Raw genomic sequence first — 21051 nt, forward strand, 5'->3', positions numbered from 1 at the left:
TTAGAGGAGGAAGTACTACAATGCCTAAAATGAAAACACATAGCAGCCTGAAAGGCCGCTTCAAGATTACTGGTACTGGTAAAGTTAAACGTTATAAAGCTTACAAAAACCACTTGCTTTCCCACAAATCCAAGCGCGCGAAGCGCGTATTGTCCAATAGCCCAGTTATGGCGCCTGGAGATGTTAAACGTTTGAAGCAGGGTCTGGCTAACTTGAAATAGTAAACAACAATTATTGGGAGGTCTTTTGATATGGCACGAGTTAAAGGCGGATTTGTCGTTCGTCGTCGACATAAAAAAGTATTGAAGCTTGCGAAAGGTTATTTCGGTTCCAAACACCGCATTTTTAAAACAGCGAACGAGCAGGTAATGAAATCCCTCGTTTATGCATACCGGGATCGTCGCAATACGAAACGTAATTTCCGTAAATTGTGGATCGTTCGTATCAACGCGGCTGCTCGTCAAAACGGTCTGTCTTACAGCAAATTGATGCATGGTCTGAAGCTTGCTGGCGTGGACATTAACCGTAAAATGCTGGCTGATCTGGCTGTTAATGATCTGAACGCGTTCAATTCTTTGGCTACTGTAGCTAAAGAAAAAGTGAACGCTTAATTATACGTGTATGAAGAAACCGCCGTAATATTACGGCGGTTTTTTTATTTTGCGCTCCTGTCCGTCATACATAGGAATCGTAAGCGCTGAATGAAGGGCATGAGGAGTTTTTTACCTATCTTTAGCCATCGTAAGGGCCATGAAACAAGCAAGGGAACTCCTTCCGGAATAGATTGAAATGTATATTACCTGAGGAGGGATCTTATGCACAAGCCTGTCAGCAAGGCAAAAGTGAAATCATATGTGGGCAAACAGATCGTAGCGTATAAGAAGGACGGGACGATGGTGACAGGCAAGCTGGTACGCGTTTCCGGCAACCGCCTTTTTGTAGAACCGGCAACCAAGGGGAAAAAGGTGAAGACCAAGGCGATTCTTCCGCTCGCATTGTTTGACCTTCTTGCCATTGGGACGGCACCCTATGCGTTCGGTGGAGGCTATGGTGGCGGATTCGGTGGATATCCGGGAGGCTATCCAGGAGGATACGGCGGCTTCGGACCGGGGTATGGCGGCTTCGGGCCGGGCTTTGGACCTGGTTTCGGACCAGGCTTCTTCTGGTAATTAGAGGAACCAAATCTTCTCCAACTCATAACATCGGCTGAGTTCGATCATTCTTGTCACCGTATAGCCAAGCTTTCGGTAAAAGTTAAGTCCGGTGTGGTTGCCAATATCCACCATAACCTTGGCGCGTTTGCATCCGCGGGATACAGCGAAACGTTCGGCATGTTCCATCAATCGGACACCCCACCGTCTTCGCTGTGCGGTGGATGCAACGGCCAGCATATCGATATACAGAAGTTCGCCGTGCATCATAAAATGGATAAAGGCAATGATTTTATCGTTATCCTGAGGCGAAGCAACAAGGGTCACGCCGCGTCGTAATCGAGAGGGAATATCCTTGCGTATGATGTCCAGCTCTTTTTGGGTCATATGGGAAAGCGGGACGAGTTGGGACTCAATGAGTTGTAGAATCATCGGATCATCCAGCTCCGGTGTTCGATAGCGGATCATCGTGTTGTTTCCTCCCTTCACCGCTATTAAGGATAGCTCCATTTATCATATGTAGCAGGGTTTAAGAGCGTGTTTTGCATCAAGAAGGAGAAGGGATTGCTCCAATTGTGAATGAAAATCTTTCATCGGAAGTAAAATAAATGTGTTGACTTCTGGAATGAATGAATCATATAATGTTTCTAAACATTTTAACGAATATATCCAATCGGCAATGATGAGGACGAAGTTTAAAGGGCTCTTTTGTTCAGAGAGTGGATGGATCAGCTGAAACCACCACCAAAACCCCTTTTATACGAGCTCACCTCGGAGCTGTTTCCCTGAAAGATGCTACGCTATGACTTTATCGCATTAAGTCGTAACAGCGTTTATTAGGGGGAATCGTCTTAGTCCACGTTACGGACTGCAGATATTGAAGAGTTGTGTTCATTGTGTTCTTCATACCTGCTGAGGCTTTACACTGCGAAGTGTAGGGCAAACATGGGTGGTACCACGGAAGCTAAACCTTTCGTCCCTCACACGGAGATACTCCGGGTGTGGCGACGGAAGGTTTTTTTGTTGCTTGAAGGAAGAGTGCCAATATTTGAGAGGAGGATGACTGATGAGCGCGCAAACTCCAGAAGTGCGGTCTACAGAACAATTACGAGAGAAATGGTTGAAGCCTGAAGTGATTACCGGATCGGAAATCTTGCTTCGGAGTCTTCTGCTCGAAGGTGTCGAATGCGTCTTTGGGTATCCGGGCGGAGCGGTCCTGTACATCTACGATGCCATGTATGGTTTTGAGGATTTCAATCACGTCTTGACCCGTCACGAACAAGGCGCCATTCATGCAGCTGACGGTTACGCTCGCGCAAGCGGCAAAGTCGGTGTGTGCATAGCGACTTCAGGACCGGGGGCAACGAACCTTGTGACCGGTATCGCAACAGCTTATATGGATTCCGTTCCGCTCGTTGTGATAACCGGTAACGTTGCAACAACCCTGATCGGTACGGACGCTTTCCAGGAAGCGGACATTACGGGCATCACGATGCCGATTACGAAACACAGTTATCTGGTAAGAGATGTAAAGGATCTGCCAAGGGTGATTCACGAAGCCTTCCATATCGCTTCTACCGGCCGCAAAGGTCCGGTACTGATTGATATTCCGAAGGATGTATCCGCGGCAACCACGCTGTTCCAGCCGGAAGAACGAATTCAACTGAGAGGATATAATCCTCGGACGGTACCAAACAAACTTCAGTTGGATAAATTGGCCCGTGCGATTGAGGAAGCCGAGCGTCCTATGATTCTTGCCGGCGGCGGCGTGATTTACTCCGGAGCTCATGAAGGTCTGTACGAATTCGTGAATAAATCCGGGATTCCGATCACGACAACGCTTCTGGGTCTGGGTGCCTTCCCGAGCGGTCATGACTTGTGGACAGGAATGCCGGGCATGCACGGAACCTACACCTCGAACCATGGTATTCAGCAGTCGGACCTGCTAATCAACATCGGGGCAAGATTCGATGACAGGGTTACAGGCAAGCTGGACGGATTCGCGCCACATGCGAAGATCGTTCATATCGACATCGACCCGGCAGAGATCGGCAAGAACGTGCCAACCGATATCCCGATTGTCGGCGATGTGAAGACCGTGCTTGAGATGCTGAATCCGCTCGTTCCATACGCTGCGAAAGCAGATGCCTGGAGAGACCAGATCAGAAAATGGAAAGCCGAATACCCATTCCGTTACGTCGATTCGGATACGGTGCTGAAGCCGCAATGGGTTATCGAAATGCTGAACGACACCACAAAGGGTGAAGCGATTGTAACGACTGACGTTGGCCAGCACCAAATGTGGTCCGCTCAGTATTACAAGTTCAACCAGCCGCGTTCCTGGATCACCTCCGGCGGTCTTGGAACGATGGGCTTCGGATTCCCGTCCGCGATTGGTGCCCAGATGGCGCATCCGGATCGCCTGGTCATTTCGATCAACGGGGACGGCGGCATGCAGATGTGTTCGCAAGAACTTGCCATCTGTGCCATCAACAACATTCCGGTAAAAATCGTTGTCATCAACAACCAGGTGCTTGGCATGGTTCGTCAATGGCAGGAGCTGATTTACGATAACCGTTACAGCCACATCGATCTGGCAGGCAGCCCTGATTTCGTCAAGCTGGCTGAAGCCTACGGTGTCAAAGGACTTCGTGCCACCACGAAAGAAGAAGCACAGCGTGCTTGGGCCGAAGCGATGGAAACACCGGGACCCGTCCTCGTTGAATTCGTTGTAGAGAAAGGCGAGAACGTGTATCCGATGGTGACGCAAGGGTCGACAATCGATCAAATGCTGATGGGGGATGCGTAAGATGAGTACAAAACATACCATTGCCGTACTAGTGAACGACCAGCCGGGTGTCCTGCAGCGCGTATCCGGGTTATTCGGACGCAGGGGCTTTAACATCGAGAGCATTACCGTGGGGCAGTCGGAGGAATCCGGCTTGTCCCGGATGGTTATCGTAACCACGGGTGATGAAACGACGCTGGAACAGGTGGAGAAGCAGCTCTACAAGCTGATCGATGTAATTAAAGTTATCAACCTGAGCTCGAAACCGATGGTAGCCAGAGAGCTCGCCCTGATCAAAGTAAAAGCCGAGCCTTCGGCCAGACCGGAAATTATGGGAGTTGTCGAGACTTTCCGTGCATCCGTCGTGGATATCGGCACAGCCAACCTGATGGTTCAGGTTGTTGGCGATACCGTCAAAATCGATGCTATGATCGAACTGCTTAAGCCGTATGGCATCCAGGAGCTTTCCCGTACCGGGGTTACCGCGATGATTCGCGGTAATGCGTAATTATTTTATACGATTGTCTTGAACCGGGATAACAAATTATAGCTAATATCAGCGTTAGACACCTGCATGTCATGAGCGGGTGTCTCAGCAGATCGAGAATGGATTCGGTCTATTGAGATACCCGCTCATCATGAAGGGTCTTTAAAATCAAAGGAGGACTTATACAAATGGCAATTACTACTTATTATGAACAAGATGCAGAACTCAGCGTGTTGAAAGACAAAACAATCGCGGTTATCGGTTATGGAAGCCAAGGTCATGCTCAAGCGCAAAACCTGCGTGACAGCGGACTTCAGGTTGTCATTGGTCTTCGTGAAGGCAAGTCGTTCGACAAAGCGAAAAACGATGGTTTCGAAGTGCTTCCTGTAGCTGAAGCCGTTAGCCGTGCAGATGTGGTGCAGATCCTGATGCCGGACGAAACACAAGCAGCGGTGTACAAGAACGATATCGAGCCAAACCTGAAAAAAGGCGCGGCACTGATGTTCTCCCACGGTTTCAACGTTCATTTTGGTCAGATCGTAGCTCCTAAAGACAACGACGTTCTTCTGGTGGCGCCTAAATCCCCAGGTCACATGGTTCGCCGTACGTATGTTGAAGGCTTTGGCGTACCTGGATTGATTGCAATCGAGAAAGATGCAACTGGACAAGCTAAGGCGATCGGTCTTGCTTATGCTAAAGGTATCGGTTGTACTCGTGCAGGCGTTATCGAAACTTCCTTCCGCGAAGAAACCGAAACCGACTTGTTCGGTGAGCAAGCGGTATTGTGCGGCGGTGTATCCGCATTGGTCAAAGCCGGTTTTGAAACATTGACTGAAGCTGGATACGCGCCGGAAATGGCATACTTCGAGTGCCTGCATGAGCTGAAATTGATCGTGGACATGATCTATGAAGGTGGTCTTGCAAGCATGCGCGACTCCATCAGCAACACGGCGGAGTACGGCGACTATGTAACAGGCCCGCGCGTGGTAACCGAAGATACGAAGAAGGCAATGAAAGAAGTCCTCTCCGATATTCAACAAGGTAAATTCGCTCGCGACTTTATCCTTGAGAATCAATCGGGACGTGCTTTCCTGACAGCTACCCGCCGCAACGAGTCCGAGCATCCGATTGAAGTGGTTGGTGCGGAGCTTCGCGAAATGATGCATTGGATCAAGAAATAAGAATATATAGAATTCATAAGGAATTCTTCCGGGTATGGAGCAGTCAAGCATGAGATGGATGGTGCTGCTGCATGGGACCCGTTAGATTAAAGCAGCCGGCGGCAGGGGATTAAGTCAACCTGCCGCCGGATGTTTACGTCAAGCGATAAACTTCAAGGAGGTGCCGACATGCGAAAGATTTATGTCTTTGATACAACGCTGAGAGATGGAGAGCAGTCTCCTGGCGTGAATTTGAACACTCGGGAAAAGGTGGAAATCGCCCTTCAACTCGAAAAGTTGAAAATCGACCGCATGGAAGCAGGGTTTCCAGCGGCGTCACCCGGTGACCTTGCTGCTGTGAACGCAGTGGCACGTGCGGTTAAAGACGTCACGGTCATTGGATTGTCTCGTTCCAGAGAGAGTGACATCGATGCGGTTCGCGAAGCGCTTCAGGGAGCACAGGATCCATGCATACACGTGTTCCTGGCGACTTCCCCGATTCACCGCAAGTTCAAGCTGCGGATGGAGAAGCAGCAGGTGCTGGAAACGGCGCAGGCCTCGATCCGTTATGCAAAGAAATACTTTTCCAAAGTGGAGTTTTCCCTGGAGGATGCCGGCCGGACAGAGCTTGATTTCATGGCAGAGGTCGTCGGCATGGCTGTGCGCGAAGGCGCCAATGTCGTGAACATTCCGGATACCGTGGGTTACTTGAACCCTTCGGAATACGGGGCCATCTTCAAATACTTGAAGGAAAATGTTCCGGATATCGAGAAGGTGCAGCTGAGTGCGCACTGCCATAACGATCTGGGCATGGCGACGGCAAATACCCTTGCTGCCATTCTGAACGGGGCCGATCAGATCGAAGGCACGATCAACGGAATCGGTGAGCGTGCAGGCAATACCGCAATCGAGGAAATTGCGATGGCGCTGGAGACGCGTTCCGAATTCTTCGGAGCGAAGACGGGGCTGGTCTTGACCGAAATCGCCCGCACGAGCCGCCTTGTGAGCAAGCTGACCGGTATGGTTGTGCCTGGTAACAAAGCGATTGTCGGCGCGAACGCATTCGCTCATGAATCCGGCATTCATCAGGACGGCATGCTGAAAGAGAAGACGACCTACGAAATTATGACGCCGGAGTCCATCGGGCTCAAAGAAAGCAAGCTGGTGTTAGGCAAGCACTCCGGCCGTCATGCTTTCCGTGAGAAGCTGCTGGATCTGGGTTACGAGCTGAGCGAAGAACAGGTGAATGACGCATTCGCCAAATTCAAGGTGCTGGCTGACAAGAAGAAGGAAGTATCCGATGAGGATCTGCTGGCTTTGCTGGAAGAGAAACTGATCGATACGCCGGAAGTGTTCAAGCTGGAAACGATCTTTGTTGCTTACGGCAATGAATCAACGCCGACGGCGCGGGTTCGCATTGCGACCGTGGATCAGACGATTGAGGAAGAGGCTGAGGGCAACGGTTCCGTGGACGCGATCTATAACGCGATCGACAAGGTGACCGGCGAAGAAGTTACGCTTGCGGATTATTCGATCAAATCGGTTACGCACGGCAAGGATGCTCAAGGCGAAGTGCATGTGGTGCTGTCGCAGAACGACGTGGCGGCGCAAGGCCGCGGCTTGAGCACCGACATCCTGGAAGCGAGCGCAAGAGCTTACGTGGATGCGGTTAATGTCCTGATCGAGAAACGCAAAACGTTTAGCCGGCGCGAGCGCGCTACACTGTAATCCATACTTGGTGTGATGGGAGCTCTGCTTGCAGCGTGAGCGCTGAAGGAGCATACCATGAAAAAGAGGGGCAGCTATTGAAGCGGCTCCTCTTTTATTTGTTTTATTTATGCTTGGCCAGTCGTGTAATGCTGGTATCAAGACACTTACACCAAGCCTTTAACCATCATGGGTGTGGAAGCGAAAAGTCGAATCTTACCAGGCATAGGCCTGTGGAGCGGCGCCGCCCGGACCCGGGAATATTTCATCCAGACGTTTCATCACGGATTCATCAAGTTCGATCTCAAGCGAGCCCAGGGAGCTTTCGAATTGCTCCAGCGTGCGCGGTCCGATAATCGGTCCCGTAACGGCCGGGTTCTTAAGCACCCAGGCAAGGGCGACGTTATCCTGCGGTTCGCCGAGCTCTTGGCAGAGTGCGGCGAACTGTTCCAACTGCGAGCGGTGTTTCTCCACGCGCTCCGCGTTGCCTCCGCTGCGCGAGCCCTCGATTTTTTTAAGCGCATTGCGTCCCAGCAGTCCCCCGTCCAGCGGGCTCCATGGAATAACGCCGAGTCCGAGCTGCTGCGAAGCGGGAAGCACTTCGAGTTCCGGCAATCGGCAGGTCAGGCTGTATTTATGCTGCTCGGAAACGAGGCCCAGGAAGTGACGGCTTTGGGCCGCGGCTTGCGCAACCGCAATCTGCCAGCCCGCAAAGTTGCTGGACCCGACATATCCGATTTTTCCTTGATGAACCGCAACCTCAAAAGCTCCCCACAGCTCGTCCCATGAAACGGAAGGATCCACGTGATGCATTTGGTACAGCTCGATATGATCCGTTTGCAGACGCTTGAGCGATGCTTCGAGATGACGACGAAGTTTATAGCTTGATAGTCCGGCTTCATTGTTGGGGCCATCCAGAGGATCACTCATGGAGCCGTAGAATTTGGTTGCCAAAACGACTTTTTCACGGCGGCCTCCGCCTTGATTAAACCAACGTCCGATAATGGTTTCGGTCAGTCCGGAGTTCTCGCCCCAGCCGTAGACGTTCGCCGTATCGAAGAAATTGACGCCGGCGTCAAGCGCAGCATCCATAATGCGGAAGGCTTCTTTCTCATCCGTGGCAGGACCGAAATTCATCGTCCCCAGACACAGGCGACTTACTTTCATACCGGATTTACCTAGAGCAGTGTACTTCATAATCGATGATCACTCCTTGGTCGTTTAAGGTATAAGACAAATTCACCCCTATTGTAGCGTATTGGCAGAAAAATGTAACTAACGGCGTTCGGAAACGTTAATATGGATAGTGACTGATTTTACGAGGAGGGGTAGGATGAATCGACTAGTTCCTTTCAGGAAACTTTCATTGCTTGTTGTGCTAACCTCGGCGTTGATAATCACCGCCTGCAACCAAACAGAGCCAAAGACTACTGTCGATACTGATTTCAAGGAATCCATGTCTGATCTGACCAGTTTTCAATCCATTTCGCTAACGGAAATTAACAAACAAATCATTAGGGAAGCCTTTGATTCGATGAAAGTGCTTCAAGACAAACTCCAAAATCATCCCAGCCCAACTTGGGTTGTAGATAAAGAAGATGTGAAGATATCGCTGAGCGAATTTGTTCTAGCCAGGAAAAACAGAGATTTGATATATGCCCTAAACCAAGTGCAAGAGATTCCTTCCGATGCCGTATTGCTGCAAGAAATGGTCATCACGCAGTTAACGGCGAATTACGCCAAACAGTCAGGCACAGTTGTATCCCCCGAAGAAGTCAGAGAGGCCATCGATTTTCAGAAAGCAGCGCTGAATGAAGCTGATCCGAATGACGAAAACCACCGGTTAATTCTTTACATCATGGAGAACCGCATTCGTATTTCGGATAAGACGGAGGAAGAGTTTTGGAGCAGTGATGAGGTATATCAGGGCTACGAAACCTCGCTGTACAAAAGCAAATTAATCGAAAGCATCCTGTCCGATGAGAGCATGAAGGGGATGGACAGTTATTACGAGCTTCAGGAAAAGCTGTTTAACGATTTCCAGAAGACGCATCCGATTCAGGTACCGGACCTTGACGAGTTGTCCAAAAAAGCCAATTTGTAATTTCCCTGCTCCTCCATCCAGGAGTTCGTCGGATGAAAGAGCAGAAGCGGTGAGATAGGTGGAAGTTGGAACATTGCAGGAACGCGCAAACAGGAGGAGCTAGGAGCAAGGAGCAGAATCAAGCAGCAGAATCAAGTAGCAAGAGCAATTACAAGAACAATAAGCAAGACCAGGAGTAACCGAGCTCCCAACAAGATGTTACCTTGAAGAGCCGTCCCATGCTTATGCATAGGGCGGCTCTTCAAACTCCCACCACCCTTGTGGTCAGGGAGATTCGCTCTTCTCCGTTGAGCCTGCTAATCCGTTCGGCTTCGAAGCAGCGGAGAGGACGAATCGATTCCGGAAAAGCGAAGCGGTCGCCTTTGGAGCCGAATTTCAACCCCTGAAATACAATTCAGAAATTCGGCGACAACAGCGATTGGAGGAACGATACGTACTCGGAGCCTCCCACATTAACTCTTCGAAGCTTCTGCACGACTCTTCGACGCTGCCATCTCCCTGATCACATTCCCCCTACTTATAGGCAAAACGAATTAAGTTCATAGTTTCTATATCTTGGTCAATCGAGGGGGAAGTATGTTACAACAGTAACTAGATGATTAAATACGACCAGTGTATATATAAATAAGGAGTGACGAAGAATGGCAGAAACGAAAAAAATCGCGGTAATTGCCGGAGACGGCATCGGTCCTGAAGTAGTGGCCGAAGCGGAGAAGATCATGAAACGTACCGAAGAGGTGTTCGGATATTCATTTACGACGGAACATGCGCTGTTTGGCGGCATTGCCATTGACGAGAAAGGGACGCCGCTGCCAGAAGAAACGTTGAATGTATGTAAAAGTGCCGATGCTGTATTGCTTGGAGCGGTGGGCGGACCGAAATGGGACAACAATTCGAAGGAGCTTCGCCCGGAAACGGGATTGCTTGGCATCCGTAAAGAGCTTGGCCTGTTCTCCAACCTGCGTCCGGCTGTCATTTTCGATTGCTTGAAAGATGCGTCCACATTGAAGCCTGAAGTTCTGGAAGGTACTGACCTGATGGTCGTTCGTGAGCTGACAGGAGGAATATACTTCGGCGAGAAGTTCAGACGTGAAGGCGCTGGTGGAGAAGAGGCGGTAGATACCTGCGTATACAACACGGCGGAGGTAGAGCGCATCGTCCATCAAGCCTTCGAGATTGCACAGAAGCGCCGGAAGAAGTTGGCTTCCGTCGATAAAGCGAACGTGCTGGAAACGTCCCGCTTGTGGCGCGAAACGGTAAACCGCATCGCTCCTGAATATCCGGACGTGGAACTGGAGCATGTGCTGGTAGACAATTGCGCGATGCAGCTTCTGCGCCGTCCGTCCAGCTTTGACGTGATCGTAACCGAGAACATGTTCGGCGACATTCTAAGCGATGAAGCAGCCATGCTGACAGGTTCCATCGGGATGCTGGCATCCGCATCCATGGGCGAAGGAGCTTTCGGTCTGTATGAGCCGGTACATGGTTCGGCACCGGACATTGCCGGCCAAGGCTTGGCGAATCCAATCGCAACGATTCTTTCCGTGGCGCTGATGTACCGCCTCACGTTTGGCTACGAGGATGCGGCAGACGCAATTGAACGCGCAGTTGCCGAGGTGCTTGATGCCGGACACCGGACAGCAGACATTGCCGTGGATAAGAGCAAAGCGCTCAGCACGACGGAGATGGGCGATTTGATCGCCGCGGCTATCCGTTAATAAAGGAAGCGATCGTTCAAAGAAACTCCTTATTTATAATAATTATAATAAAGTAACGTCTACAATCTTGACTTTGATTAGCCTCAATGATAACATTTCTATTAAATGTTCATAGGAACATAGCATGTAGAAAATACACGTATTTTCTTACATATGTTAAGGAGGAATTCAATCATGGCAGAACGTTTGGTTGGTAAAGCGGCTCCTGATTTCACAATGGAAACTGTATCAGGAGACGGTAAAGATTTTGGTAAAGTAAGCCTGTCCGACTACCGCGGCAAATGGCTCGTATTCTTCTTCTATCCGCTTGATTTCACTTTTGTATGTCCAACTGAAATCACGGCTCTCAGCGATGCTTACGATCAATTCAAAGCATTGGATACTGAAATTCTGGGTGTAAGTGTTGACTCTATCCACAGCCACAAAGCTTGGATCAACACAGCTAAAGAAGCTAATGGTCTGGGAGCATTGAACTTCCCGCTGGCTTCCGACATCACCAAAAATGTAGCAAGAGACTACGGTGTTCTGATCGAAGAAGAAGGCGTTGCTCTGCGCGGCTTGTACATCATCGATCCAGAAGGCGAATTGAAATATCAAGTGGTTAACCATAACGACGTAGGCCGCAGTGTAGAAGAAACGCTTCGCGTTCTTCAAGCACTTCAATCCGGCGGATTGTGCGCTATGAACTGGAAACCAGGCGACAGCAACCTGTAATTCCATTTCGTTAAAGTGAAGGCAACCCTCATTATCTGACATTATGTGCAGGTAATGGGGGTTTTTTCACCTCTGATTTTATTGGATGAAATAGGGGAAGACTCTTGTTTAGAGAACCGCATTCTGCGTTGATATATAATTAAATATATAGGCTTACTGACTTATGTTTAGGGAATCGTGCTTTAAAATTTTAATCGAGGTTTTTTTCATGAAGGAATTAGCGGGACTGAAAGCGAATACAATATTTTGAAACGGTAGAGAATCCACAAAAGGAGGGTGAACGATATGAGTTTTTGCTGTGGGGCTAGTATGATGGGTACAAAGGGTACACTGAAGCATTATCGCACTCAAGTACATAATGTTCCCCTGCTGTCTTGTCCGGTCTGCCATCGCGTCGAGGTACATCATCGGGTTGAGAATGAGTATGAAATATTAGCTGAATATGCCCATGGTGACGGAGCATCCCAGGTGGATTTTCAGGATTATGTGATGGAAGATGAGGATGCGATTTTTGAGAATGTTGTCAACCGGGAGTCGGAGGATCCGCTAACGGTGGTGCAGAGTCAGATTGATATGTCGTTAGATCTCCTGGTGGTTGCCAAATGGATGGAGGATGAGAAGTGGCAGGGCGAACTGAAAAGACGGCTTGCCGTGATGAGTCAGCGCAGGCTCCGGCTCCAGAAGCAACCTTAATGCAGGAATTAATAAAGCCTCGTGAATACCCGGGGCTTTTTTAATGTTTCAAATCAAACACAAGGGGGTAATGTTTATATTAGTTGTTTGAAAATAGGTGTTATATACAATACATAAACAAAAATACATAAGAGCGAGGAATGGTATTTTTATGCAATTTTCCATTTTTCGACAGGATTTCTGATTGACGTTTCTTTGTCTCGATGACTATCATGGAAGGAAGCAGATTCGGGCTGCTTCTGATTCAAAGGCGGACAAGCTGATTTTTGCAAGTTTTTTTGTCGGTTTGGTGAGTTCAACTTTTCAAGAAAAGGGGGAGCCATCTTGTTGAGTCAAATCCGTGAATCTGAGCTGCAGGCAATTCGTTCTTTTCATTCCAGCCAGCTTATTAGGAACAAGTATGAGAACATACTGGAGAATCTCGACAGCGGGATCATCCTCTTTGATAGTGACGGTGTGTTGGCATTTGTTAATGTACAGATGGCAAAATTACTAGGTGTATCCCGTAAATCGCTGACTGGCTGTACGCTGACCCAACTGTTGCGTCATCCCCAGCTATCCAAATTTAAGAAGAGGAAAATACTTCGCATTTTTCGGGAAACGGTATTCCATCGCAAGAGATTTCATGAATTGGTTGATGAATATGGCAGATCGTGGCTGATCACGATGACTTATGGGGACCAGATGGAAGGCGATTTTCTGATCAGCGTGAAGGATGTATCCGACTTCAAACGAATTGAGCAAACCGCTTATCAGAACGATAAGCTGGCCATGCTGGGAAAGATCTCGGCCTCCATTGCCCATGAGATACGCAACCCGCTCACCTCCATCCGTGGCTTCATCCAACTGCTTCGTCCGCATCTCGTAAGTTTAGGTAAGGACGAGTATGCCAGAATTATACTTACGGAGATCGATCGTGCGAATGATATTATATATGAATTTCTAAATTCCTCCAAACCCTCGGCTCCAGAAACCAAGATTGTGTCCGTATCCTCCTTATTGAAGGAAGTCGTTCTGCTAACTGAAAGTGAAGCCTTAATGAAGGGATGCCAGATTAATCTGCATACCGATAAGACCCCACCTGCCTTTATATCCGTGGATGTGAAGCAGATCAAACAGGTGATTCTGAATATTATTAAAAATGCCCTGGATGCGATTAATGAGCATCATGATGAGAACATCACCGGAGTGATTGATATTTCCGCCCGCGATACGGGAAAACATATCAACATCTGCATTTCGGATAACGGCGGCGGCATGGATCAGAATACACTGAACCATCTGTTCAATCCGTTCTTCACGACCAAGGAGAGTGGAACGGGGCTTGGATTATCCGTGAGTTACAGTATTATCCGGAACCATGGCGGCTCGATTGCCGTGGATAGCCAGATAGGTGCCGGGACGGAGTTTGTGATTACATTTCCCAAGTTGGACGTTTCGGAAGTCTAAGATTGTACGATACGTGCCTGAAATGAATACGAGAGCAGCTGTTCCGATGGAATGGCTTTTTCTTTTTTAGGAGGAGAAGAACGCATGAAGTGGACATTAAAGGACCGTTTATCATCTGGGCATGTGCATACCGATGCCATCATTGTTCCCGTAACGAAAAAACAAGCGACGGAAGGCGGTGTTTCCGAGTCCTGGGATCCGCTGCTCAAACAGTTGGCCGAGAATCGGTTATTTGACGGCACTCCCAATCGGTCATTCGTATGGCCGGAGAGTATCGAAGGCGGAGCGCGCCTATTAATATGGCTGGGCCGTCCCGAAGGAATTCTGACATCCGAGCAGCTGCGGCTGCTTGCAGCACAGGCGGTAAAAGCCGCCGGGAAATCGGGTGTACGCAGTGCTGCCATTCAAATTCCGAATACGATGCTCAACTTCACTGCGGAACAGACTCCGCAAGATGCTGCTCAGGCTTTAACTGAAGGTTTTATCCTCGGAAGCTATCGCAAACCTCATTATAAGCGTGATGCTTCCGAGCAAACGAATATAGAAGAAATCCTCTATTATATAGAAGGCGATATGGATGCGGAATTTGAAGCCGGGTGGACAAAGGGGATGTCATTAGGGGCAGCGATTGGGGAAGCGACCTGTCTGGCACGGGATTTAACGAACCTGCCCGGCAATATGCTGTTGCCGGAAGACTTGGCCCAGAAGGCGCTTCAGGTTGCGAAACGGTACGGTTTTGAAGCCCAGGTGCTGGACGAGGAAGGAATTGTCGAGAAGGGCATGGGCGGCCTCCTGGCCGTCGGTAAGGGCAGCATACATCCACCGCGCATGATCGCGATCCGTTATCAGGGACGAGAGACGTGGGAGGATGTTGTCGGCCTTGTTGGCAAGGGGGTTACGTTTGATACCGGTGGCGTCTCGCTGAAGAGAGCATCCGGGATGGAGGATATGATCAGCGACATGGGCGGGGCGGCTACCGTACTGGGCGTCATGGAAGCGCTGGGACGGATTCGCCCCAGAGTAAATGTAGTGATGGTGATTCCGTCAGCCGAGAATGTGATGAGCGGTAGCGCCTTTAAACCCGGCGATATCGTCACGACACTGAGCGGCCGCACCATCGAAGTATTGAATACGGATGCCGAGGGCCGTATCGTGCTTGTGGACGGAATGACCTATGCCAAGCAGCTCGGGGCTTCGCGATTGATTGATGTGGCCACATTGACGGGGGCTGTTGTTTCGGCTCTGGGGGATATCGCCACTGGGGCCGTAACCAATGATGAGACCTTTTTACAGGAGCTTATTGCCTCCTCCCGGAGGGCCGGCGAAAAAATATGGCCGCTGCCATCCTATCCGGAGTTCTGGGATAAATTGAAGAGTGAGGTGGCGGATTTGCGAAATCAAACGGGCCGAGAAGGCGGGACGATAACAGGCGGTCTTTTTGTGGGGACATTTGCTGAAGGGCTGCCTTGGGTGCATTTTGACATAGCAGGTACGGCATACTTATCCAAGGAGCGGGGCGTGGATCCTAAAGGGGCAACCGGCGTGCTCGTCCGTACCATCACCGACTGGATACTCAAGCAGGCCCAGGTCGTCATGGATTGAAGCGCTTGTTATGAAATGAAGAGGCAGTGGCAGTCCGATATCCCTTTGTAAAACGTCCGTCCTTCGGACGTTTTTGCTTTACTTTTCAACCGGCATTCAAGTATGATGAAGAGAAAAATTGCCGAGAGGAGTTTAGCTTAGAATGATTAAGAGTAGTCAGACAAAGATTGTAGACTGTACCATTCGCGATGGCGGACTGGTAAATAATTGGGATTTTAGTGTGGAATTCGTACAAAATTTATATGCGGGCCTGAATGAGGCTGGCGTGGACTATATGGAAATCGGTTATAAAAATTCGCCTAAACTGCTGAAAGGCGCTGATCAAGCGGGCCCTTGGCGTTTTCTGGATGATGAGTTCCTCAGAGAAGTGATTCCTCATAAAGGTAAAACCAAACTGTCCGCACTTGTAGATATCGGCCGTGTGGATGAAGACGATATTTTGCCGCGCGAGGAAAGCTTGCTGGATCTTATCCGTGTCGCTTGTTACATCAAAGACGTGGATAAGGCGCTGGCGCTGGTACAGACCTTCCACGATCGTGGTTATGAGACTACGCTGAACATCATGGCTCTCTCCAACGTGATGGAGAATGAGCTCTTGGAAGCTTTTGAGCTGATCAGGGAGAGCGTCGTGGATGTAGTGTACATCGTCGATTCTTACGGAAGCCTTGATCATAAAGACATGGAATACCTTGTGAATAAGTTCAAGACGCATCTGCCGAACAAACGTCTTGGCGTTCATACCCATAACAACATGCAGCTGGCGTTCTCCAACACGCTGGTTGCTGCAGATATTGGCGTTGAGCTTCTGGATGCATCCGTATACGGTATGGGACGTGCGGCCGGCAACTGCCCGACCGAGCTGCTGGTTACCCATTTGAAAGGCACGAAGTATGAGCTGCGCCCGGTTTTGGACATTATCGAGCGCTACATGATCCCTCTTCGCGAAAAAGAAGAGTGGGGTTATATCATGCCTTACATGATTACAGGCACCCTGGACGAACATCCACGCTCCGCCATGGCACTCCGTGCTTCGGACGATAAAGACAAAATTGTGGATTTTTATGATAAATTGACGACGCCGGAAGTGACTTTCGACAAGAAATAGGCAAGGTGCTCTTGCAGCCCTGCTACCTATATAAGTCAAGGAAATACAGCATCTTTCCCTCCTCGGAAGGATGCTGTTTGCTTTCTAATACGGACGATCCATTTTCCATAAAATACATGTTGAAATTACGTGTTCAGCATGGTATATTTATTTTTGTCTTCAAAAGACAGCATCTTCACTATCGGGACGTAGCTCAGCTTGGTAGAGCACCTGGTTTGGGACCAGGGGGTCGCATGTTCAAATCGTGTCGTCCCGATTCGCTTATGCCTCGCAAAAGTAATCGGAATATGCTTCAAAGCATAGCTACCACTTTTGTGGGTTGATATGCGGGTGTAGTTCAATGGTAGAACTCCAGCCTTCCAAGCTGGTAGCGTGGGTTCGATTCCCATCACCCGCTTATAGTTAGAACCGGAAACCCTTGGTGACAAGGGTTTTTTGTTTACTTTTTTTCGAAATGTATATGGGACCGGAATAAACATGGGACAGCAGGCATTCAAATATGTAGAGATTCAGCTAATAACCCTTTTACATCTTAAGAATATCTGTTATAATGACCATAATTTCATTCCAAGAATGCGAGGTAACCCAATCCAATGAAGTAAGACACCCTTTTCTCTAAACAACTGCATGTGGTTTTGCAGGCGTTTCTCTACGGCGGTAGAGGGAGAGATTTGGTGTGTCTGAACAATCTGACTGGGGTACCTCTTTTTGTTATGTCAAAACGGTGCTCTTATGCAAAACAATCACATATACGGAACGGATTTGCAGCTTCCGCTAACGGCCGAGGTTATTGAGCTTCATCTCAATGACAGTCAAGGCTGGACTGGAATGAACAGCCGAAGTCGTGTCGGTCGTGCAAATTCGTCCCGGTAATCAGACCAGCCCCATACCTCTCTTTATAACATCCGCCGCAGGCCATCGCTTGCGGTTTTTTTAGTTTTTTCAAAGAGAGAGGATGAGGCGATATGACCATGATTCTAAAAGCGAAAGATATAAGTATGGAGCTCCAAGGAAGGCCGCTGTTTGAAGGCATTCAGCTGGAGGTGGCGGAAGGAGAACGGATTGCGCTGTACGGGCGTAACGGCACCGGCAAAACCACGCTCCTCTCGATCCTGGCCGGCGAGCTCGAGCCGACCTCGGGCGTTGTGGAGACGATTCTCCCACGAGAGCGCTGGGGCTGGCTCAGACAGCAGGATGAGCCGGACGAAGTCGATAGGAGTGCTATCGATACGGTGCGCAGCCGCAGTCACCCAACATTATGGCAGCTGAAGCTTCAGCTTGCCGGAGTCGAGCAGCGGATGAACGGCGGCAGCGCTGCAGAAATGGAACCATTGCTTGAGCAATATGGCAATCTGCTGGAGCGCTACGAGTCCCAGAACGGTTTCCAGTGGGAGACCGAGGTGGAGAAAGCGATGACGATGCTGGGCATCGGGCCGGAGGTATGGCCTGTATCCTACCGTGAGCTGAGCGGAGGCCAGAAGACGAAGGTCATGCTGTCAGGGCTCCTTGTATCGGCACCGAAATTTTTACTGCTCGACGAGCCCACGAACCATCTGGACAGTGACAGCTTGGTCTGGCTGGAGCAGTGGCTGGTGTCGTCCTATAAAGGCACCGTGTTGTTTGTTTCCCATGACAGGGAATTCATCGACCGGGTAGCAACCTCTGTATGTGAGCTGACCTCGGAGGAACTCCGGCGTTACCGGGGAGGATATACGGATTACCGTCGCGAAAAAGAGCGGGAGCTGCGCGAGCGGGAGACGCTTTACCGGAAGCAGGAACTGGCCCGCAAAGCGCTGGAGGAATCGATCCGAAGATACGAGGAGTGGTTCCATAAAGCGCATAACGCGGCCGGAGACGTAAGTGACGTCAAGATCACCGCCAGCTTTTACAAGGCCAAGGCTAAGAAGAACATTTCAAGATATCATGCTAAGGAAAAAGCGCTGGAACGGCTGGAAGCAGAGCGGGTGGATAAACCGCGAAACGGTCCTAAGCTGAACATGGACCTGGAAGGGGAAGCTTTTGGCGGCCGTACCCTTCTCCAAGTGAAGGACATCTGTTTTGGATACGGAGATCAACCGCTTTTTAATAAACTCACCTTCTATCTGAACCGCGGCGACCGGTTGGCCGTAAGAGGCCCTAACGGGAGCGGGAAAACGACACTGCTCAAGCTGCTGCTGGGCGACATCGAACCGCAGGAGGGCCGGATTACCCGAAATCCTTCCGTCAAGATCGGTTATTTCTCACAGGAGCTTGAGGGGCTTGAACATGAAACCAGGCTGCTGGATAGTCTGCTCGTCATTCCGGGAATGACGGAGAGCCGTGCGCGTACCTTGCTGGGTTCGTTCCTCTTCAGGCGGGACGATGTGTTTAAGAAGATGGGGCAGCTAAGTATGGGAGAGAAGTGCAGAACGGCTTTTCTCAAGCTGTATTTCAGCGGGGCGCACCTGCTCGTGTTGGATGAACCCTCGAATTACCTGGATGTGGATACCCGCGAGGTGATTGAACAAGTGCTCGTGAGTTTTCCGGGTGCGATTGCGCTCGTATCCCACGACCGGTATCTGGTGCGCAAAATCGCGAATCGGCTGCTCACGCTGAAGCCTGGGGAAGCTCCGGTTTGGTTTGAGGGAAGTGTGGACGAGGAGGAGGAACAGGCCTCGCGGACCGGTGTGATCAGGGGGAATACGGAGAAGGACAATCGGCGAATGGAGCTCGAATATCGGATTCAGGAATTACTGGGCTTATCAGCCGAAGATTTTGAAGCCGGGGACGAGGCGAGTTGGCTTGCCGAGATCAGGGCGCTCCGGGCTGAGCTGACCAGGCTTCAGTCGGAATAAGATCAGGGATCATGATTAAAATCAGTCAGAAAGGGTTAAAATGGGGAAATGAAACTTGCCATATCCCGAAAGGTTGCATATAATAAACCCTATATATTTGCATATGTAATAAATGCGTGGATGGAGAAAAGTAGCTAGTGCCTCTTTACAGGGAAGGGATACCGTGGATTGAGAGTGTCCCTATAGAAACAGGCTAGTGAAGTTCGCTCCGGAGCAGTTCCTTGAACACGGCATGCAGCCGGTCAGTAGGGGATAACGGGTCCGATTCGTTACGTCGGTCAAGTGAGCATGATGATGCATACTCGGGGCCTAAGGCCTTTTACCGCCTTGGTTTGGGTATGATGCATGTTAACAAGGGTGGTACCACGGTCTCTTCGTCCCTTTTCGGGAGGAGAGGCCTTTTTTGTTTTCAGTCTTTTTTGTTTTCAGTCTTTTTTGTTTTCAGTACTATGATGGAGTTTACAAAGGGGTGTGCGAATAGCCATGAAGGAAAAATTAGAAGCATTAAAGCAGGAAGCATTGGCGCAATTGCAGGATGTTACCGATCCGCAGCAGCTGAATGATTTGCGGGTGAAATACCTTGGCAAAAAAGGTGCTCTGACGGAAATCCTGCGCGGAATGGGAGCGCTGAGCGCAGAAGAGCGTCCCGTTATCGGCCAGGTGGCCAATGACGTTCGGGGCGCGATTGAGGAAGTCATCTCCGGCAAGCAGGAAGCGTTTCTGCAGCAGGAAACCGAAGAGCGCCTGCGTGCAGAGAAGGTGGACGTAACCCTTCCGGGACGCAAGCTCAGCCAAGGCGCGGTTCATCCTTTGAGCAAGGTGATCCAGGATATCGAGGATATTTTCATCGGGATGGGTTATCAGGTAGCGGAAGGCCCTGAGGTGGAAACGGACTACTTCAACTTCGAAGCGCTGAATCTGCCGAAGAATCACCCGGCACGCGACATGCAGGATTCCTTCTATTTGACGGAAGATCTGCTGATGCGTACTCAGACATCCCCGGTGCAAGCCCGGACGATGCTGTCGATGAACGGAAAAGCTCCTGTCAAAATCATCTGCCCGGGCCGCGTATTCCGCCGGGATGACGATGACGCGACGCATTCGTTCCAGTTCCATCAAATCGAGGGCTTGGTCATCGGCGAGAACATTCGCATGAGTGATCTGAAAGGGACGCTGCTGCAATTCGTGCAGGAGATGTTCGGCGATAACACGCAGATCCGTCTGCGTCCAAGCTTCTTCCCGTTCACGGAGCCGAGCGCGGAAGTGGACGTATCCTGTGTAAGATGCGGCGGCAGTGGCTGCCGTGTATGCAAGCAAACAGGCTGGCTTGAGATTTTAGGCTGCGGCATGGTTCATCCGAAGGTGCTTGAAATGGGCGGTTATGACCCTGAGAAGTACAGCAGTTTTGCTTTCGGTATGGGGGTTGAGCGAATTGCCATGCTGAAATACGGCGTGGATGACATCCGTCACTTCTTCAACAACGATACAGCATTCTTGAATCAGTTCACGCGGATCTAATTTTAACGATAAAGGGAAGTG

19 protein-coding genes and 2 tRNA genes are annotated in these 21051 nt (G+C 49.9%); 19 read left to right on the forward strand and 2 right to left on the reverse strand.

Annotated features, from left to right (window positions below; genetic code table 11):
* The first annotated feature begins 20 nt into the window (after positions 1–20).
* From rpmI to PLA01S_RS24855, 3 genes are all read left to right on the forward strand, one after another.
* Entirely contained in the window at positions 21–221 is a 201-nt protein-coding gene (gene rpmI, locus PLA01S_RS24845; protein WP_007127239.1) for a 50S ribosomal protein L35, read from the forward strand.
* 30 nt (positions 222–251) lie between these two features.
* The gene (gene rplT / locus PLA01S_RS24850; protein ID WP_006212255.1) at positions 252–611 is read left to right on the forward strand and encodes a 50S ribosomal protein L20; all 360 of its coding nucleotides are present in this window, start codon (positions 252–254) and stop codon (positions 609–611) included.
* A gap of 204 nt (positions 612–815) precedes the next feature.
* Positions 816–1169, forward strand: a complete 354-nt coding sequence (locus PLA01S_RS24855) for a hypothetical protein (protein WP_127594482.1) — start codon at positions 816–818, stop codon at positions 1167–1169.
* Here the strand turns inward: PLA01S_RS24855 and PLA01S_RS24860 are convergent, their stop codons facing one another.
* Positions 1170–1619: a GNAT family N-acetyltransferase gene (locus tag PLA01S_RS24860; protein ID WP_127594483.1), complete on the reverse strand. Its 450-nt coding sequence runs from the start codon at positions 1617–1619 to the stop codon at positions 1170–1172.
* Between the two features lie 598 nt (positions 1620–2217).
* Here PLA01S_RS24860 and ilvB point away from each other — a divergent pair.
* The 4 genes from ilvB to PLA01S_RS24880 all read left to right on the forward strand — a co-directional run bounded on the left by ilvB (position 2218) and on the right by PLA01S_RS24880 (position 7314).
* A complete protein-coding gene (gene ilvB, locus PLA01S_RS24865) occupies positions 2218–3960 on the forward strand; it encodes a biosynthetic-type acetolactate synthase large subunit (RefSeq protein WP_100538974.1) in 1743 nt (580 codons plus the stop codon).
* 1 nt (position 3961) lies between these two features.
* Positions 3962–4447: an acetolactate synthase small subunit gene (gene ilvN, locus PLA01S_RS24870; RefSeq protein WP_071222673.1), complete on the forward strand. Its 486-nt coding sequence runs from the start codon at positions 3962–3964 to the stop codon at positions 4445–4447.
* Positions 4448–4614: 167 nt separating this feature from the next.
* Positions 4615–5607, forward strand: coding sequence for a ketol-acid reductoisomerase (gene ilvC, locus PLA01S_RS24875; protein WP_009589347.1), 993 nt, complete (start codon positions 4615–4617; stop codon positions 5605–5607).
* Between the two features lie 168 nt (positions 5608–5775).
* On the forward strand, positions 5776–7314 hold the full coding sequence (locus PLA01S_RS24880; protein ID WP_127594484.1) for a 2-isopropylmalate synthase: 1539 nt from the start codon (positions 5776–5778) through the stop codon (positions 7312–7314).
* A 195-nt stretch (positions 7315–7509) separates the two neighbouring features.
* Here the strand turns inward: PLA01S_RS24880 and PLA01S_RS24885 are convergent, their stop codons facing one another.
* Positions 7510–8490: an aldo/keto reductase gene (locus tag PLA01S_RS24885; protein ID WP_127594485.1), complete on the reverse strand. Its 981-nt coding sequence runs from the start codon at positions 8488–8490 to the stop codon at positions 7510–7512.
* Positions 8491–8626: 136 nt separating this feature from the next.
* Between PLA01S_RS24885 and PLA01S_RS24890 the strand changes: the two genes are divergently transcribed.
* The 12 genes from PLA01S_RS24890 (at position 8627) to pheS (ending at position 21030) form a co-directional block, all read left to right on the forward strand.
* Positions 8627–9397, forward strand: a complete 771-nt coding sequence (locus tag PLA01S_RS24890) for a hypothetical protein (protein ID WP_127594486.1) — start codon at positions 8627–8629, stop codon at positions 9395–9397.
* 641 nt (positions 9398–10038) lie between these two features.
* A complete protein-coding gene (gene leuB, locus PLA01S_RS24895) occupies positions 10039–11115 on the forward strand; it encodes a 3-isopropylmalate dehydrogenase (protein ID WP_127594487.1) in 1077 nt (358 codons plus the stop codon).
* 174 nt (positions 11116–11289) lie between these two features.
* Positions 11290–11829: a peroxiredoxin gene (locus PLA01S_RS24900; RefSeq protein ID WP_009593058.1), complete on the forward strand. Its 540-nt coding sequence runs from the start codon at positions 11290–11292 to the stop codon at positions 11827–11829.
* Between the two features lie 285 nt (positions 11830–12114).
* On the forward strand, positions 12115–12522 hold the full coding sequence (locus PLA01S_RS24905; protein ID WP_015737147.1) for a hypothetical protein: 408 nt from the start codon (positions 12115–12117) through the stop codon (positions 12520–12522).
* 324 nt (positions 12523–12846) lie between these two features.
* Complete coding sequence (locus tag PLA01S_RS24910) at positions 12847–13971, forward strand: ATP-binding protein (protein ID WP_100538969.1); 1125 nt, start codon at positions 12847–12849, stop codon at positions 13969–13971.
* Between the two features lie 84 nt (positions 13972–14055).
* Positions 14056–15573 carry a leucyl aminopeptidase gene (locus tag PLA01S_RS24915; RefSeq protein ID WP_127594488.1) on the forward strand — a complete coding sequence of 506 codons (1518 nt, stop codon included), beginning with the start codon at positions 14056–14058 and terminating at the stop codon, positions 15571–15573.
* A 142-nt stretch (positions 15574–15715) separates the two neighbouring features.
* Entirely contained in the window at positions 15716–16678 is a 963-nt protein-coding gene (locus tag PLA01S_RS24920; RefSeq protein WP_127594489.1) for an aldolase catalytic domain-containing protein, read from the forward strand.
* Between the two features lie 182 nt (positions 16679–16860).
* Positions 16861–16934, forward strand: a tRNA-Pro gene (locus PLA01S_RS24925).
* Positions 16935–17004: 70 nt separating this feature from the next.
* A tRNA-Gly gene (locus PLA01S_RS24930) sits at positions 17005–17075 on the forward strand.
* A gap of 335 nt (positions 17076–17410) precedes the next feature.
* Positions 17411–17551: a hypothetical protein gene (locus PLA01S_RS32135; RefSeq protein ID WP_164817512.1), complete on the forward strand. Its 141-nt coding sequence runs from the start codon at positions 17411–17413 to the stop codon at positions 17549–17551.
* A 92-nt stretch (positions 17552–17643) separates the two neighbouring features.
* Positions 17644–19512, forward strand: coding sequence for a ribosomal protection-like ABC-F family protein (gene abc-f, locus PLA01S_RS24935; RefSeq protein WP_127594490.1), 1869 nt, complete (start codon positions 17644–17646; stop codon positions 19510–19512).
* Between the two features lie 483 nt (positions 19513–19995).
* On the forward strand, positions 19996–21030 hold the full coding sequence (gene pheS, locus PLA01S_RS24940; protein WP_127594491.1) for a phenylalanine--tRNA ligase subunit alpha: 1035 nt from the start codon (positions 19996–19998) through the stop codon (positions 21028–21030).
* Positions 21031–21051: the final 21 nt, after the last annotated feature.

The sequence above is a fragment of the Paenibacillus lautus NBRC 15380 genome (assembly GCF_004000945.1).
In the GTDB taxonomy this organism is placed as follows: Bacteria; Bacillota; Bacilli; order Paenibacillales; family Paenibacillaceae; genus Paenibacillus_AQ; species Paenibacillus_AQ lautus.

Bases quoted from the DNA above. Each gene is read 5' to 3' on its own strand.
- rpmI (WP_007127239.1), top strand. From the start codon at position 21: ATGCCTAAAATGAAAACACATAGCAGCCTGAAAGGCCGCTTCAAGATT.
- rplT (WP_006212255.1), top strand. From the start codon at position 252: ATGGCACGAGTTAAAGGCGGATTTGTCGTTCGTCGTCGACATAAAAAA.
- PLA01S_RS24855 (WP_127594482.1), top strand. From the start codon at position 816: ATGCACAAGCCTGTCAGCAAGGCAAAAGTGAAATCATATGTGGGCAAA.
- PLA01S_RS24860 (WP_127594483.1), bottom strand. From the start codon at position 1,619: ATGATCCGCTATCGAACACCGGAGCTGGATGATCCGATGATTCTACAA.
- ilvB (WP_100538974.1), top strand. From the start codon at position 2,218: ATGAGCGCGCAAACTCCAGAAGTGCGGTCTACAGAACAATTACGAGAG.
- ilvN (WP_071222673.1), top strand. From the start codon at position 3,962: ATGAGTACAAAACATACCATTGCCGTACTAGTGAACGACCAGCCGGGT.
- ilvC (WP_009589347.1), top strand. From the start codon at position 4,615: ATGGCAATTACTACTTATTATGAACAAGATGCAGAACTCAGCGTGTTG.
- PLA01S_RS24880 (WP_127594484.1), top strand. From the start codon at position 5,776: ATGCGAAAGATTTATGTCTTTGATACAACGCTGAGAGATGGAGAGCAG.
- PLA01S_RS24885 (WP_127594485.1), bottom strand. From the start codon at position 8,490: ATGAAGTACACTGCTCTAGGTAAATCCGGTATGAAAGTAAGTCGCCTG.
- PLA01S_RS24890 (WP_127594486.1), top strand. From the start codon at position 8,627: ATGAATCGACTAGTTCCTTTCAGGAAACTTTCATTGCTTGTTGTGCTA.
- leuB (WP_127594487.1), top strand. From the start codon at position 10,039: ATGGCAGAAACGAAAAAAATCGCGGTAATTGCCGGAGACGGCATCGGT.
- PLA01S_RS24900 (WP_009593058.1), top strand. From the start codon at position 11,290: ATGGCAGAACGTTTGGTTGGTAAAGCGGCTCCTGATTTCACAATGGAA.
- PLA01S_RS24905 (WP_015737147.1), top strand. From the start codon at position 12,115: ATGAGTTTTTGCTGTGGGGCTAGTATGATGGGTACAAAGGGTACACTG.
- PLA01S_RS24915 (WP_127594488.1), top strand. From the start codon at position 14,056: ATGAAGTGGACATTAAAGGACCGTTTATCATCTGGGCATGTGCATACC.
- PLA01S_RS24920 (WP_127594489.1), top strand. From the start codon at position 15,716: ATGATTAAGAGTAGTCAGACAAAGATTGTAGACTGTACCATTCGCGAT.
- PLA01S_RS32135 (WP_164817512.1), top strand. From the start codon at position 17,411: ATGCAAAACAATCACATATACGGAACGGATTTGCAGCTTCCGCTAACG.
- abc-f (WP_127594490.1), top strand. From the start codon at position 17,644: ATGACCATGATTCTAAAAGCGAAAGATATAAGTATGGAGCTCCAAGGA.
- pheS (WP_127594491.1), top strand. From the start codon at position 19,996: ATGAAGGAAAAATTAGAAGCATTAAAGCAGGAAGCATTGGCGCAATTG.